Origin of the sequence: Burkholderia arboris (assembly GCF_902499125.1) — a bacterium.
Lineage (GTDB): Bacteria > Pseudomonadota > Gammaproteobacteria > Burkholderiales > Burkholderiaceae > Burkholderia > Burkholderia arboris.
The window spans coordinates 12,796-27,029 of sequence record NZ_CABVPX010000007.1 but is presented as its reverse complement, the minus strand read 5'-3'; the positions used below and the strand labels follow the sequence as shown (position 1 = coordinate 27,029).

Annotated in this window: 14 protein-coding genes; 7 read left to right on the top strand and 7 right to left on the bottom strand. The window is 66.1% G+C overall.

Annotated elements, in window-relative coordinates; translation table 11 throughout:
• The first annotated feature begins 151 nt into the window (after positions 1–151).
• The gene (locus BLA15945_RS10585) at positions 152–553 is read left to right on the top strand and encodes a hypothetical protein (protein WP_174992284.1); all 402 of its coding nucleotides are present in this window, start codon (positions 152–154) and stop codon (positions 551–553) included.
• Between the two features lie 227 nt (positions 554–780).
• Here the strand turns inward: BLA15945_RS10585 and BLA15945_RS10580 are convergent, their stop codons facing one another.
• The 5 genes from BLA15945_RS10580 to BLA15945_RS10560 form a co-directional block, all read right to left on the bottom strand.
• Positions 781–1,599 carry an alpha/beta fold hydrolase gene (locus BLA15945_RS10580; RefSeq protein WP_174992283.1) on the bottom strand — a complete coding sequence of 273 codons (819 nt, stop codon included), beginning with the start codon at positions 1,597–1,599 and terminating at the stop codon, positions 781–783.
• Positions 1,600–1,843: 244 nt separating this feature from the next.
• Positions 1,844–2,077, bottom strand: a complete 234-nt coding sequence (locus BLA15945_RS10575) for a hypothetical protein (protein ID WP_011549124.1) — start codon at positions 2,075–2,077, stop codon at positions 1,844–1,846.
• A 349-nt stretch (positions 2,078–2,426) separates the two neighbouring features.
• Positions 2,427–2,966, bottom strand: coding sequence for an AAA family ATPase (locus tag BLA15945_RS10570; RefSeq protein ID WP_174992282.1), 540 nt, complete (start codon positions 2,964–2,966; stop codon positions 2,427–2,429).
• A 248-nt stretch (positions 2,967–3,214) separates the two neighbouring features.
• Complete coding sequence (locus BLA15945_RS10565) at positions 3,215–4,243, bottom strand: leucine-rich repeat domain-containing protein (RefSeq protein WP_174992281.1); 1,029 nt, start codon at positions 4,241–4,243, stop codon at positions 3,215–3,217.
• 122 nt (positions 4,244–4,365) lie between these two features.
• Positions 4,366–5,049, bottom strand: coding sequence for a TetR/AcrR family transcriptional regulator (locus tag BLA15945_RS10560; protein WP_174992280.1), 684 nt, complete (start codon positions 5,047–5,049; stop codon positions 4,366–4,368).
• A gap of 52 nt (positions 5,050–5,101) precedes the next feature.
• On the opposite strand from BLA15945_RS10560, the gene shc reads away from it, so the two are divergent.
• A complete protein-coding gene (gene shc / locus BLA15945_RS10555) occupies positions 5,102–7,141 on the top strand; it encodes a squalene--hopene cyclase (protein WP_174992279.1) in 2,040 nt (679 codons plus the stop codon).
• Between the two features lie 68 nt (positions 7,142–7,209).
• On the opposite strand, the gene BLA15945_RS10550 is transcribed toward shc, so the two are convergent.
• Positions 7,210–8,124 carry a LysR substrate-binding domain-containing protein gene (locus tag BLA15945_RS10550; protein ID WP_174992278.1) on the bottom strand — a complete coding sequence of 305 codons (915 nt, stop codon included), beginning with the start codon at positions 8,122–8,124 and terminating at the stop codon, positions 7,210–7,212.
• A gap of 149 nt (positions 8,125–8,273) precedes the next feature.
• On the opposite strand from BLA15945_RS10550, the gene BLA15945_RS10545 reads away from it, so the two are divergent.
• The 4 genes from BLA15945_RS10545 to BLA15945_RS10530 are packed head-to-tail and all read left to right on the top strand — an operon-like array spanning position 8,274 to position 11,949.
• Complete coding sequence (locus BLA15945_RS10545) at positions 8,274–9,398, top strand: NAD(P)/FAD-dependent oxidoreductase (protein ID WP_174992277.1); 1,125 nt, start codon at positions 8,274–8,276, stop codon at positions 9,396–9,398.
• Complete coding sequence (locus BLA15945_RS10540) at positions 9,391–9,690, top strand: (2Fe-2S)-binding protein (RefSeq protein WP_059241263.1); 300 nt, start codon at positions 9,391–9,393, stop codon at positions 9,688–9,690. Before BLA15945_RS10545 ends, BLA15945_RS10540 begins: the two co-directional genes overlap by 8 nt.
• Entirely contained in the window at positions 9,687–11,123 is a 1,437-nt protein-coding gene (locus tag BLA15945_RS10535; protein ID WP_174992276.1) for an FAD/NAD(P)-dependent oxidoreductase, read from the top strand. Before BLA15945_RS10540 ends, BLA15945_RS10535 begins: the two co-directional genes overlap by 4 nt.
• Before the next feature lie 43 nt (positions 11,124–11,166).
• Positions 11,167–11,949, top strand: coding sequence for an ABC transporter substrate-binding protein (locus tag BLA15945_RS10530; RefSeq protein WP_174992275.1), 783 nt, complete (start codon positions 11,167–11,169; stop codon positions 11,947–11,949).
• A gap of 132 nt (positions 11,950–12,081) precedes the next feature.
• Here BLA15945_RS10530 and BLA15945_RS10525 read toward each other — a convergent pair whose 3' ends face one another.
• A complete protein-coding gene (locus BLA15945_RS10525; protein ID WP_059241260.1) occupies positions 12,082–13,101 on the bottom strand; it encodes an aldo/keto reductase in 1,020 nt (339 codons plus the stop codon).
• A gap of 101 nt (positions 13,102–13,202) precedes the next feature.
• Here BLA15945_RS10525 and BLA15945_RS10520 point away from each other — a divergent pair, with 101 nt between their 5' ends.
• Positions 13,203–14,114 carry a LysR family transcriptional regulator gene (locus BLA15945_RS10520; RefSeq protein ID WP_174992274.1) on the top strand — a complete coding sequence of 304 codons (912 nt, stop codon included), beginning with the start codon at positions 13,203–13,205 and terminating at the stop codon, positions 14,112–14,114.
• Positions 14,115–14,234: the final 120 nt, after the last annotated feature.

Below are 14,234 nucleotides of genomic sequence, written 5' to 3'. Positions count from 1 at the left end.
GTATTCCCCCATATCCAGGCTATTGCTCGGACTGTACGGCGCACAGCCAACCCTTTGACCAGGGCGGCAAGCTCGTCAAAGGGTTGGCGAACTGCTTCGACGATAGGTGTGGCGGCGTCGGCCGTGACGACGGCATCGATGGGAATGCATCATGTCAACCGAGTGGAAACACCGCGTCAGACTGTTTATCCAGCGTTTCTGGCAGCCGACCAGTGCGTGCATGACCTGCATGCCGGGGAGCTGGGGCAATATCATGAGCCTTGCCCACTGGACTATTGCACTTCATACAGGTCTGCTTACTGGACTCCTGGCTGTGCTTTTGACTTTCACGCCTGCGGCGAAACTCTACGCGCATCGATACGGCAATGCGCTGGTCGTGGGCGCCCTGACAACGTTGGGCGACGCCTACTCGCACACGAGTCACTATCGTATCCCCTATGTCGAGCACATCGTGACCGGTGCAATTTCAGGTCTCCTGACGCTGATGGCCTCCTATCTCCTCGAAGATCGCGCGCGACGCCTTCGGGCCGTATGGGCTCGGGTTTTCGGATAGCTTGCCCGCAGACTTTCCGAATCCGCCGGCTCAAACGGAAAGAGGCTCCCCAATGTGGCGATGCTGCATGACCGGGAGACAGTGCATGGACAACAAGAGCTCGCGACAGTTTGCGTGCCCCTGCGTCAGGGCGCGGCCAGGAGGGGACACTCGATGACACCGTTTGGATCGTCGACGATCACTTCATGCGCCACCGGAAAATCCTCACGACTGCTTCGCGTCCCCCGCTACTGCAGAGCTTTACATTGATTGATGAACCCCGCGATCACGCCCGTAAGCTCCTGAGGCCGTTCGAGGGACGGCAAATGTGCGGTTCCTGATACCTGATGGAACGTCCCGCGGGATACGTTTGCCGCGACGTAACGACTTCGCTCCTGAATTCCGGGGAGGTCCAGATCCCCACACATTACCAGCGTCGGTACAAATAGCTCCCTCAACCGTGCGTAAGCGATCGGTGCATCCGTGTTCATGCCCGTCGGCGGCAAACCGAGAGCGGCAACGTTCATCTCGTCAAACAGTTTGCGAGCTTCACCCGTCACACGCCCCTCAGGTTGAAACGGACCATCAAGCCAGAGCCTGGTTCGAATTGTGACGGCCTCGTCAATATCTCTCCTCGCTTCTGCCGCCGCCAAACGGGTGATCAGATCTTCAACCCGCGCTGCATGAGTCATTTTTGGCGCACCTGTCACACTCGGCGCGACAAGAACGAGTCCGCGAACATACGACGGATACCGAAGAGCTGCGTCGAGAGCGATGCCTCCACCCTGAGAGCAGGCAACGACTATCGCAGGAGATCCACCTGCCACCAATTGGAGAACGGCGATCAAATCTTCAACGGCAGAGTGGTCCTCTGCCGCGGCAACCGTTTCGCCAAATCCGCGTCGGTCATAGGCGATAGCTTGGTTGCTTTCGCCGATTGCGTGCATCTGCTGGCTCCACATCCTGCGATCGGCGACCCGGGCGTGCAAAAATACAATCGGTTCCCCGCTTCCGAACACTTCCGTTGCGAGCTTGGCACGACCTGAAGCGACCAGGATGCTTTTCATCGCGAACCGCCGTATGTGTGAGAACGTGCATGGTACACGCTGCGCGGACTTGAAGCCCGCGCTGCCGAATGGTCGCTTTACGGGAAACCGGGAGACTGAAAGGGATCAGAGGTCGCCGCTCGCAGACGTCGGCCGCCGGTCAACCACGGCCGGCTACATCGGGCGGCAGCCGGCCACAAACGGCCGTTCGACACAGCTTTTTAGATCGTCGACAATCGGTGCAGATAAGGTAAGGGCTTAGCCTTTAGCGGTTACCGTCGATCAGATCGTTCAGCAGCGCATCGAACGCGGCCTGTGCGTCTTCAAGTTCCTGCAGGGCGGCATCGAAGGTTTGCAGCGCGAACGGCGAAGGCTCGCCGCTGCCTTGCGGCGGAAATTGCTTCTGCATCGAGGCGAACGTACTCTGCACGCGCAGCGTGGCGGCCACCATGCGCTCCATCGCCTGGGTTTCTTCGGCTCGGGCCTGTTCCGGATTCATTCCACTCTCCTTGGATGGTTTTCTTGAAGACCAGATCGTACACACTGTGTCCGTTCTTGCCGCCCTTGGCAGAACGACTCCGTTGAAGGTTCCAACGGTACGCTGTGGGAGAAGCGATTAAATCGGGAATGATTCCGCAGTCGCGCCGAGGCCAAGATACTCATCGAGCGTGGCTACAAAATCCCGCTGCAGGTCACAACGATTGGCCGCTTTGGATGAATCTAAAGGGCCGTTCAGGGTCGGCAGCAGTCACTCACTTGCGCCAGCAACAGACGACAGGCGGTCCGAAACCGGCCGAAGCAACGAGCGACAGCATACTCGACGCTCCCCCGGAAGGTCCGCTCGAGCCCTACGCATCGACGATCCCCGCTTCGTCATGAACCACGACATTCAACCCCTCCTCCCCACCCGGCGCAACGAAGTACCGGGTAATCAACTCGAACTCCGCCTCCGACGCCTGAAACGGATGCTCCCCTCGCGCATTGCGCGCGTGCAGCCGTGCTTTGCAAACCGCATCGCCAACATCGAGGAAATGAAGCCGATGATCACGGCCGGCGGCCTTCGAAACCCCAAGCCCCCAAGCACGCGCCGCCACGGTATTGAACGGAAAATCGAGCACCACCGAAACCCCCGCCCGCAGTAAGGCGCAGACGTGATCCCCGATCACATCCTTGACGCGCTTAGCACATCGAACATAATCATCGACCGACAGAATCTCCCCCGGATAGAGCCGGGCGAGCCACACGTCCTCACTGAGCAGTACGGTCCGCTGTTCGCTCGCGAGCCTCGCGGTGAGCGTCGACTTCCCCGACGCGATCTTGCCGCATACCATGTGGAGCAACGCCGCGTCGCTCGATGGCACAGCGTGAAGTGAACTCTCGGTCTGCATATCCAGGCGCTCCGTGGATAGCCCAGAAAGCAAAAACCCGCCTTCCGGGCGGGTTGTGATGACAAACGTTCAGTCGATGGCTACCCCGCCGGCAAAAGTGCGGCGCAAATAATCGAATGGGTAGACGGTCGGTTCATGTGCCTCAGAATAATCAACTGCCCAATCCGGCGCAAGCAAGTTCGACGCAACAGGCTTCAACGCGCTGCGCACGCAAAGCCGGCACTCACACAATCATCGCCCCGCACCGATCACGGCCAAAGGCTACCCTCCTCCCCCAACCCGCGCGCAGCCAGCCGAACCGTGGCATCTTCGTTCCACTTCCTGCTGCCCGAAAACAGCCTGACAGAACGCGCAACCGGCGACCAATCGCGATCGCGCAACGCATTGAGGTCGAGCGCCACCTCCAGCGCGCGAAACTCCCGCAGCCTGTCCTGCTCATCCAGCCCGACCAGTGTGGCCAGCTTCTTGCAATTGAACAGCGACAGCCGTTCCAGCCTTGCGCCGGACAGATCCAGCGTCGACAGCTGCAGCTGATCCTCGATGCGCAGCGCGGAAAGCGACGGCAAGCGCGACAGGTCACCCATCGTGGACAGCCCGCGCACACGAAGGACCTGCAGCAGTTCGATGGTGGGGCTCGACAGATCGTCGAGATTGTCGCGACCGCCCAGGAGCAACGTCATTTCCTTCAGGCCCGGGCTCGCCTGGATGAAGCCGAGCGGATACTTTTTCGCATAGCAACTGAGCGTCAGCTTGCGCAACCCGGGCAAGCTCGCAATCGCGTCGATGCCCTTGGCATGGCCCTGGACGAAGAGTTCGGTCAACGATCCGCATTTCGCCAGCGGCGACAGGTCGATGTTTCGCTTTTCGTTTTCCGACAGCATCAGCCGCTCGAGCCGGCCCAGTTCGATCGTGTCGAGGAAATCCGGCCGGTTCAGATTGAACACACCGAAGCCCAGCCGTTTCAACCCCGGCAGCCCGCCGATTTCCTCTTCATGGACGATCTCGGTCAGGCAATCGACCGACAGGTCGCGTGTTTCAGGCAATTGGCGCAGCACGGCCGCATCGAACGACGTCTGGTAGTGACCGTAGAAACGGACCTGGAGCCGATCCCCGGCCAGCCGGCAAGCCTCGTTCAGCGATTGCAGGATGTCCGGGCCGTAGGCGTCGGGCTTGCTGAACTGGACAACCACCCGCCCGTGCTGCTCGCAGGCATGCGCGATCTCCGTCGGCGAAATGGTTTCCGGATTGGTCATCCGGCCATCGAATACCTGCACCATGCTCTCTCCGGCAATGGGTTCGCGGTCTTGTCGTCAGGCGGTCGCGGCCCGCATCCGCGCACGGTCCTACGCCTGCCTTACTTGAATTCCGGCTTCCGATGATACAAAACCCCTGCCGTGCGTTACCGCGGAAACACACCCTTGCTCATCGAGTCGAGCTGCCGAACGATCTCCGCGCGCAATTCGGCCGATACCTCGATGCTGTCGAGCAATTCCGAAATCCACAGCCCGTCGGCGGCGAGCCGGCAGATCATCAGCGTCGCGGCCTGCGCGAGCGGCACGGGATCGGGCCGCGTCCATTCGCGCATCGGCACCGACCATCGCTCGCGCGTGTCCTGCTCGGTAATCATCGATGCGACCAGCACGCGCAGCACGTCGGTACTCGCGGCCGGATTGGCCGCATCGAGCACCGCATGCAGATAAGCACGCGCCGCCGCGCCGTCGCCGCCTGAATCCGCCGCCATTCGCGCGGCCATCTGCGCGCCGAAGCGCTCGGTCGCCTGCCCGAACAGCGCATCCAGCAACCCCTGCTTGTTCGCGAAGTGATACTGCAGCGCGCCTTTCGTCACGCCGGCGCGCTCGGCCACCGCATCGAGCGTGAGCCCGGCCACGCCGTGATGTGTCGCGATTTCCGACGCAGCCGCCAGCAACTGCGCCCGCACCTGATCCGGCGCTTTTTTCCGACGCACACCGGCGACGGCGGCGGCCGGCGCCGGTGATCCTTCGGACGCCCGTGCACCGGCCGTTCCAGCCGGTTCGACAGGCGCGGACACGTCGTGCGGCGCGGGTTCGAGGCGTTTTTTCATGGTGCGGATGGTAGCACCCGGCGTCTCGGTATAAACATTCCGGCTGGATGGTATGATCCGCCGCATGACTAAACCCGCCCCTTCTCCCTGGTCCGCGCTCGACACCGCAATCGCCCGTGGACGCGACGCGCTCGTGCGTCTTCAGCAGCCCGACGGCAGCTGGTGTTTCGAACTCGAATCCGACGCGACGATCACCGCGGAATACATCCTGATGATGCATTTCATGGACAAGATCGACGACGTGCGCCAGGAGAAGATGGCGCGTTACCTGCGCGCGACCCAGCGGCTCGGCACGCATGGCGCCTGGGATCTGTACGTCGACGGTGCGCCGGACGTGTCGTGCAGCGTGAAGGCGTACTTCGCGCTGAAGGCGGCCGGCGACAGCGAACACGCGCCGCACATGGTTCGCGCGCGCGATGCCATCCTGAAGCTCGGCGGCGCGGCGCGCGCGAACGTGTTCACGCGCATCCTGCTCGCGACGTTCGGCCAGGTGCCGTGGCGCGCGGCGCCGTTCATGCCGATCGAATTCGTGCTGTTCCCGAAGTGGGTGCCGATCTCGATGTACAAGGTCGCGTACTGGGCACGCACGACGATGGTGCCGCTGCTGGTGCTGTGCTCACTGAAGGCGCGTGCGCGCAATCCGCGCAACATCTCGATCCGCGAGCTGTTCGTCACGCCGCCGGACGAGGAACGCCAGTACTTCCCCCCCGCGAGCGGCATGCGCAAGGTATTCCTCGCGCTCGACCGCACGGTGCGCCATATCGAGCCGCTGATGCCGAAAGGCCTGCGACAGCGCGCGATCCGGCATGCGGAAGCGTGGTGCGCGGAACGCATGAACGGCGAGGACGGGCTCGGCGGCATCTTCCCGCCGATCGTCTACGGCTACCAGATGATGCAGGTGCTCGGCTACCCGGACGACCATCCGCTGCGGCGCGATTGCGAAAACGCGCTGGAGAAGCTGCTGGTCACGCGGCCGGACGGCAGCATGTATTGCCAGCCGTGCCTGTCGCCGGTGTGGGACACGGCGTGGAGCACGATGGCGCTCGAACAGGCACGCGGCGTCGCGGCGCCGGAAGGCGACGACACAGCGTCGGGCGCGCTGCGCGAACTCGATGAACGCATCGCACGCGCGTACGACTGGCTGGCCGTGCGCCAGGTCAACGACCTGCGCGGCGACTGGATCGAGAACGCACCGGCCGACGTCGAGCCGGGCGGCTGGGCGTTCCAGTATGCGAACCCGTACTACCCCGACATCGACGACACGGCGGTCGTCACCGCGATGCTCGATCGCCGCGGCCGCACGCATCGCAACACGGACGGTACGAACCCGCATGCGCGGCGTGTCGCGCGCGCGCTCGACTGGATGCGCGGGCTGCAATCGCGCAACGGCGGCTTCGCGGCATTCGATGCCGATTGCGACCGCCTGTACTTGAACGCGATCCCGTTCGCCGATCACGGCGCGCTGCTCGATCCGCCGACCGAAGACGTATCGGGCCGCGTGCTGCTGTGCTTCGGCGTGACGAAACGCGCGGAAGACCGCGCATCGCTCGCGCGCTGCATCGAGTACGTGAAGCGCACGCAGCAGCCCGACGGCAGCTGGTGGGGCCGCTGGGGGACGAACTACATCTACGGCACGTGGAGCGTGCTGGCCGGCCTCGCGCTCGCCGGCGAGGACAAGTCGCAGCCGTACATTGCGCGCGCGATCGAATGGCTGCGCGCGCGGCAGCACGCGGACGGCGGCTGGGGCGAAACGAACGACAGCTATATCGACCCGAAGCTGGGCGGCACGAACGGCGGCGAAAGCACGTCGAACTTCACCGCGTGGGCACTGCTCGCGCAGATGGCGTTCGGCGATTGCGAATCCGATTCGGTGAAGCGCGGCATCGCGTATCTGCAGTCGGTGCAGCAGGAAGACGGCTTCTGGTGGCACCGCTCGCACAATGCGCCGGGTTTCCCGCGCATCTTCTACCTGAAGTATCACGGCTATACCGCGTACTTCCCGCTGTGGGCGCTCGCGCGTTACCGGCGGCTGGCGGGCGCGGCTGCTACGGCGCCCGCAGCCGTGGAAGCCACCGACACGGCAGTCGCTTGAACGACCCCGCGCCGCGGTGCCCGGGAAGGGCGCCCGGCGCGGTCGTGACGGCCCCCCTCCCCGCCGGATCAGCCGGCCCCCTTCCCCCGCATCCTCGCGAACGCATCGCGCAGATCCGCGCAGAACGCGTCGCCGATCATCGACAGCGGCTGCGACGCGGACGTCACCAGATAGAAGTGATCGGGCACGGCCGGCTCGAACGGCTTGACGGCCACGCGCTGGCCCGCATATGCAGCCGTCACCGGATCGATCAGCGCGACGCCCGCACCGTTCGCGACGAACGCGACGATCGTCTGCGACAGTTGCGCCTCGATCGACAGCACCCGCGACACGCCGGCCTCGACGAACACGCGGTCGATCGCGCTGCGCGCCTCGAAGCTCGGCGGAAACGAAATGAACGATTCGTCGCGCAGGTCGGCCGGCTGCACGACGCGCTTGCGCGCGAGCCGATGCTCGCGCGGCACGATGCAGCACATCGCTGCTTCCGCGAGCCGCTCGCCGCGCACGGCCGGATGCGGGACAGGTTCGGCGATCAGCCCGACGTCGCACTGCCCTGACGCGACCTTGTCGACGACAGTGGACGCACTGTGCGCGAGCAACGTGATGTCGACGCCCGGATGCGCGTGCGAGAAACGCGTGACGAGTTCCGGCAGCAGATCGAGTGCGACGGCCGGCGAGCCGGCCACGCGCAGCGTGCCGCGCCGCATCGCGCGGATCTGCTCGGCCGCCTGCGCTACGCGATCGAGCCCGACGAACGCGCGTTCGACCTCCTCGTACAACACGCGCGCCTGCGCGGTCGGCGTGAAGCGCCCCTGTTGCCGCTCGAACAGCACGAAGCCGATCCGGTCCTCGAGATCGGCGATCAGCCGGCTCACGGCCGGCTGCGAGATATGGAGATCGCGCGCGGCGCGTGTGACGGTGTGGCGCTGCATCACCGCGCGAAACGCTTCGATCTGACGAATCCTGAGCGAGGGCGTGGTCATAACACTGGATTATGGGTCGTTGATCAAGCTGTATTGGACAGCACATTTTGCCTGTCCGAACATCGGTTCCGCAACGTAACGAAAGCAAGGAACCGCGCCGCCATGGGATATAACACGCAACCGTTTCACCCGCGACGACGGAGTCGCGCATGACCGTGCGCCGCTTCGACGTCGTCGTGGCCGGCGGCGGTCTCGTCGGCATGGCCATCGCGTGGGGCATCGCGCGGCTCGGCAAAAGCGTCGCGGTCTGCGACGGCGACGACATCGCGTTTCGCGCGGCGCGCGGCAATTTCGGGCTCGTGTGGGTGCAGGGCAAAGGCGGCCGCTGCCTGCCGTATGCGCGCTGGTCGCGCGAATCGTCCGAGCGCTGGCCTGCATTCGCCGCACAGTTGCAGCGCGAAACGGGGGTGGACTGCGCATTCGAACGTCCGGGCGGCATCGAACTGTTCGAGCATCGCGCGGAACTCGACAGCGCAGCGGACCTGCTCGAATCGCTGCACCGGCAGGACGCGGCGCTGTCGTATGAAGTGCTCGATCCGGCGGCGCTGCGCGAGCGCATCCCGTCGGCATCGCCGTCGCTGGCCGGCGCGTTGTGGTCGCCGAACGACGGCCACGCGAATCCGCTCTACACGCTGCGCGCGATGCTGCAGGCGTTCCAGCAGTGCGGTGGCGTCTATCTGCCGCGCAGCGAAGTCACCGAGATCCGCCCGTGCGCCGGGCGCTTCGAGATCGACACGCGCGACACGCGGCTCGAAGCCGGGCGTGTCGTGCTCGCGGCTGGCCTCGACAACGCACGGCTCGCGCCGATGGTCGACCTGCGCGCGCCGATCTCGCCGTTGCGCGGCCAGATCATGGTCACCGAACGCCTCGCGCGGTTTCTCGACCATCCGACGCTGGTCGTCAGGCAAACGCCGGAGGGCTCGGTGCTGCTCGGCGATTCGGCCGAAGACGTCGGCCTCGACGACGGCCAGACGCGCCCCGCGATGGTCGACATCGCACGCCGCGCCCGCACCGCGTTCCCGGCGCTCGCGCATGCACGGATCGTGCGCGCGTGGGGCGCGCTGCGCATCATGACGCCCGACGGCCTGCCCGTCTACGAAGCGTCGGCCACGCATCCCGGCGCGTTCATCGCGATCTGCCACAGCGGCGTGACGCTCGCGGCGACCCATGCCGATCTCGTCGCGCCGTGGATCGCGGGCGGTGCTGCGCCCGCCGACCTGTCCGCCTTTACCACCGCGCGCTTCGCCGCGCCCACGGAAGCCCGGCATGTTTGACTCCCTCATTCCCGCCGCCGCGATAGTCGAACGCGTGCGCATCCATATCGACGGCACGCCGCACGACGTGCCCGCGCACTACAGCGTCGCGGCCGCGATGCTCGCCGCCGGGTCGGCCGCGTGCCGTGCGAGCGCCGTGAGCGGTGCGCCGCGCGGCCCGTTCTGCATGATGGGCGTGTGCTTCGACTGCCTCGTCGAAGTCGACGGCTTGCCCAACGTGCAGGGCTGCATGACGCCCGTCTCGGACGGCATGCAGGTGCGCCGGATGCACGGCAAGGCGAGGCTCGCATGACACGCCGCCAGTGCGATCTGCTGATCGTCGGCGCAGGGCCGGCCGGGATGGCGGCAGCCGCCGCCGCGCGCGTGGCCGGGCTGTCGGTCGTCATCGCGGATGAAAGCCGTGCGCCCGGCGGCCAGATCTACCGCAACGTGACCGATGCACCGGCCGCGCTCGCGCAATGGCTCGGCGCCGACTACACGGCCGGCCGGCCGCTCGTCGACGGTTTGCTCGCGAGCGGCGCGCACCACCTGCCGCGCAGCGTCGTGTGGCAGGTCGCGTTCGAGCCGGAACCCGTCGCGATGCTCACGCAAAGCGGCCCGTCCGGCGGCACGCTCGAAGTCGGCGCGCGCGCGGTGCTGATTGCGACCGGCGCGCAGGAGCGGCCGTGGCCGGTACCCGGCTGGACGCTGCCCGGCGTGATGGGCGTCGGCGCCGCGCAGACGCTGCTGAAATCGTCGGGCCTCGCGCCGTCGGCCGATACCGTGCTCGCGGGCAGCGGCCCGCTGCTGTGGCTGTTCGCTGCGCAATTGCTGAATGCGGGCCGGCGCGTGCGCGCACTCGTCGACACGACACCGCGCGATGCGTGGCGCCGTGCGCTCCCGCATGCGCTGCCGGCGCTGCGCGGCGCCGACTATCTGCTCAAGGGCTGGCGCATGCTGCGCGCGGTGCGCAATGCCGGCATCCCCGTGTATCGCGGCGCGACCGACATCCGCATCGACGGCGACACGCACGCCGAACGTATCCGCTTTCGTGACGACGATGGTGTCGTGCAGACGCTCGACACGTCGCTCGTGCTGCTCCATCAGGGCGTGATTCCGTCGACGCAGCTCGCGCGTTCGCTCGGCTGCGCGCACGACTGGGACGCGCCGTCGGCGTGCTGGCGCCCGCAATGCGACGCGCGCGGCCGCAGCAGCGTGTCGCGTGTCTGGATCGCAGGCGACGGTGCGGGAATCGGCGGCGCCCAGGCAGCAGCGCTCGCCGGCGAAGTGTCGGCGCTCGACATCGCCGCGCAACTCGGCGCGCTCGACGCAGACCGGCAGGCCACACGCGAACGCCCGGTGCTGCGCGCCTTGCGCCGTCACCTCGCGGTGCGTCCGCTGCTCGACGCGCTGTACACGCCACCGGCCGCGCTGCGCCGCCCCGACGACGACACGATCGTGTGCCGCTGCGAAGAAGTCACGGCAGGCGAGATCCGCCAGCTCGCCGCACTCGGCTGCCAGGGGCCGAACCAGATGAAGGCATTCACGCGCTGCGGGATGGGTCCGTGCCAGGGGCGCTGGTGCGGCACGACGGTCGGCGAGCTGATCGCCGACGTGCAGCAGCGCAGCGTCGGCGACGTCGGTCATTACCGGATCCGCGCACCGATCAAGCCCGTCACCGTCGGCGAGATGGCCGACGCCCTCGAACTGTCGAACGATTTCCAGCGCGGCGAATTCCCGAGTTGACGCGCACACGCACGCTTCCCCCACACACGAACGGAGCCAGACCATGAAGACGCGCCTCACGATTCTCCTTTCCGCCGCCGCGATGGCCTTTGCGTCGCAAGCGTCGGCAAAGGAGTGGACGACCATCCGCATCGGGGTCGACCCGACCTACCCGCCGTTCGAATCGACCGCGACCGACGGCAGCGTGAAGGGCTTCGACGTCGATCTCGGCAACGCGCTGTGCGCGAAGCTGAATGCGAAATGCGTGTGGGTGTCGAGCAGTTTCGACGGGCTGATTCCGGGTCTGCAGGCGCGCAAGTTCGACGTGATCCTGTCGTCGATGGCCGCGACCGAACAACGGCGCCAGCAGATCGACTTCACCGACCGCCTCTATCGCAACCAGACGCGGCTGATCGCGCGCACCGGCTCGGGACTGCTCCCGGACGCGGCGAAGCTCGCCGGCAAGCGCGTCGCGGTCGAGCAAGGCACGATCCAGGAAACCTATGCGCGTGAAAAGTGGGCCGCGGCGAAGGTCGAGGTTGTCCCGTATCCGAGCTACGACCAGGCGTATGCGGATCTCGTCAGCGGACGCGTCGACGGCGTACTGATGGATGCCGTGCAAGGCCAGCTCGGGTTCCTGTCGACGCCGCGCGGCAAGGGCTTCTCGTTCGCGGGCGGTGTGGTGTACGACCCGAAGATCATGGGCAACGGCGATGCGGCCGGCGTGCGCAAGGCCGACGGCGACCTGCGCGACGCACTCAATCGCGCCATCGCGCAGATCCGCAGCGACGGTACCTACAACACGATCCAGTCGAAGTATTTCGACTTCGACATGTACGGGAATTGACGGCGAACGTGGGGCGATCGAAGGGCCGCAGCACCGACTGCCGGCCGTACGCGTGCAGCCGGTATTGCGACGATTGACGTTCACCGAAGCGACGGGATCCGCGCCGGCCTGTGCGGCCGCATCGCTTGCCGCTCAGCGAGCGAGCGGCAACGGCGCGTCGGGAGCGACGAGCTGCTGCTCGCGCATCTCGCGCCAGAAATCGGCGGGGATATCGAACGTCAGTGCCGCGACATCTTCCGCGATACGCTCCGCACGGCTCGCACCCGGAATCACCGAAACCGTCGCCGGATGCGCGAGCACGAACTGCAGTGCGGCCGCCTTGACCGGCACGTCGTAGCGCGCGGCGATCGCGTTGATCCGTTCGACCTTCGCGACGATTTCCGGTGGCGCCTTCCGGTATTCGTAGTGCGCGCCGCCGACGAGCACGCCCGAGCTGTACGGGCCGCCAACGACGATTCCGACGTTACGGGCCGCGGCCGCCGGCATCACGCGTTGCAGCGCGCGCTCGTGGTCGAGCAGCGTGTAGCGACCGGCGAGCAGCATCGCGTCCGGGTGCGGCTCGGCGAGGTCAAGCACCAGTTCGATCGGTTCGACACGGTTCACGCCGAGGCCCCACGCGCCGATCACGCCTTCTTCGCGCAGCTTGCCCAGTGCACGGAATGCACCCTTGCGCGCCGCTTCGAATTGCGCGAGCCATTCGTCTCCATAGATGTCCTGAGCGATGTCGTGCACCCATACGATATCGAGGCGATCGGTACGCAGGCGCTTGAGGCTGCCCTCGATCGAGCGCAGCGTCGCGTCGGCCGAGTAATCGCTCACCAGCCGGTTCGCGCGGCCGTGCGCGAAGATCCCGCTCTTGTCGCCGTAGTCGCGCGTCTTCGCGTCTTCCATTTCGTCGAGCACGATACGGCCGACCTTCGTGCTGATGAAGTAGTCGTCGCGGCGATGGCCAACGAGCGCGTCGCCGAGGCGCGATTCCGCGAGGCCCGCGCCATACGACGGCGCGGTGTCGAAGTAGCGTATGCCGCGCGCCCACGCGGCTTCGACGGTTGCGATCGCTTCTTCGTCGGGAATGTCGCGGAACATGTTGCCGAGCGGCGCTGCACCGAAACCGAGCCGGTTGCCGGCCGGCAGCGTGTCTTTGAGACTCATGTGTTGCTCCAGGTTTGACAGGAAAGTGCACCCAGTCTAGGTTGCACAAACAAGTCCGTCCAAGACATAATTCATCAAACTTGAGTCCCATAAGGTCTTATATGCTCGACATCCGCCAGCTTCAATATTTCATCGCGGTCGCGGAAGAAGAACACGTCGGTCGTGCGGCCGAACGCCTGCACATTTCGCAATCGCCGCTCAGCCGCCAGATTGCGCAGCTCGAGGAAAAGCTCGGCCTGACGCTGTTCGAACGCAGCCAGCAGCGCATTCGTCTGACGCGCGACGGGCGCACGTTCCTCAGCGAAGCGCACGCGTTCCTGCGCCACGCGAACCGGCTCGAGTCGCTGGCGCGACGGCTCGGCCGCGGCGACGAAGGCGGCCTGTGCATCGGCTACCTGGAAACGGCCACGCACTCGGGCGTGCTGCCGCGCGCGTTGAAGACGCTGCGCGCCGAGCGCCCCGCCGTCCATATCGCGCTGTACAACTACACGTCCGCCGCGCAGCTCGAAGGCCTGCGCGAGCGCAGTCTCGACATCGCGCTCGTCACCGAGCCACCCGCGCCCGACGATCCCGAACTCGATGCGACGATGGTACTGAACGACCCGATGCTGCTCGCGATGCCCGACGGGCACCTGCTCGCGAAGAAGAAGACGCTGGTCGCCGACGATCTCGCCACGCAAGCGTGGATCGGCGTGACGCAGCAGGAAAGCGCGCCGCGTCACGGCGCGTTCGTCGCGGCCTGTGCGAAGGCGGGTTTCTCGCCGGAGATTTCGGTGGAAGCGACCGAGCCGCTCGCGGCGCTCGGGCTCGTCGCCGCCGGGCTCGGCGTGACGATGATCCAGCAGAGCCTGCGTCATCAGGTGCCGGAGGGCGTCGTACTGCGCGAGCTGCCGTGGTTCAGCTACCGTACGCCGCTTTGGGCCGCGTGGCACAAGGTCAACCTGCGGCCGCTGGTCGGCACCTTCCGCGAGATCCTGACCGGCGAGGAAGTCGTCGCGGCGGTCGGACAATGACACCCTGGATGGTCGGGGCGCCGGCACATCGGTGCCGGCACGCATGCGATGCAAACGTGCCAACGCCTTCGCTGCGAGCCTGAACCCGCGACGAAGGCGCTGACGGAGCCCGATATCGCC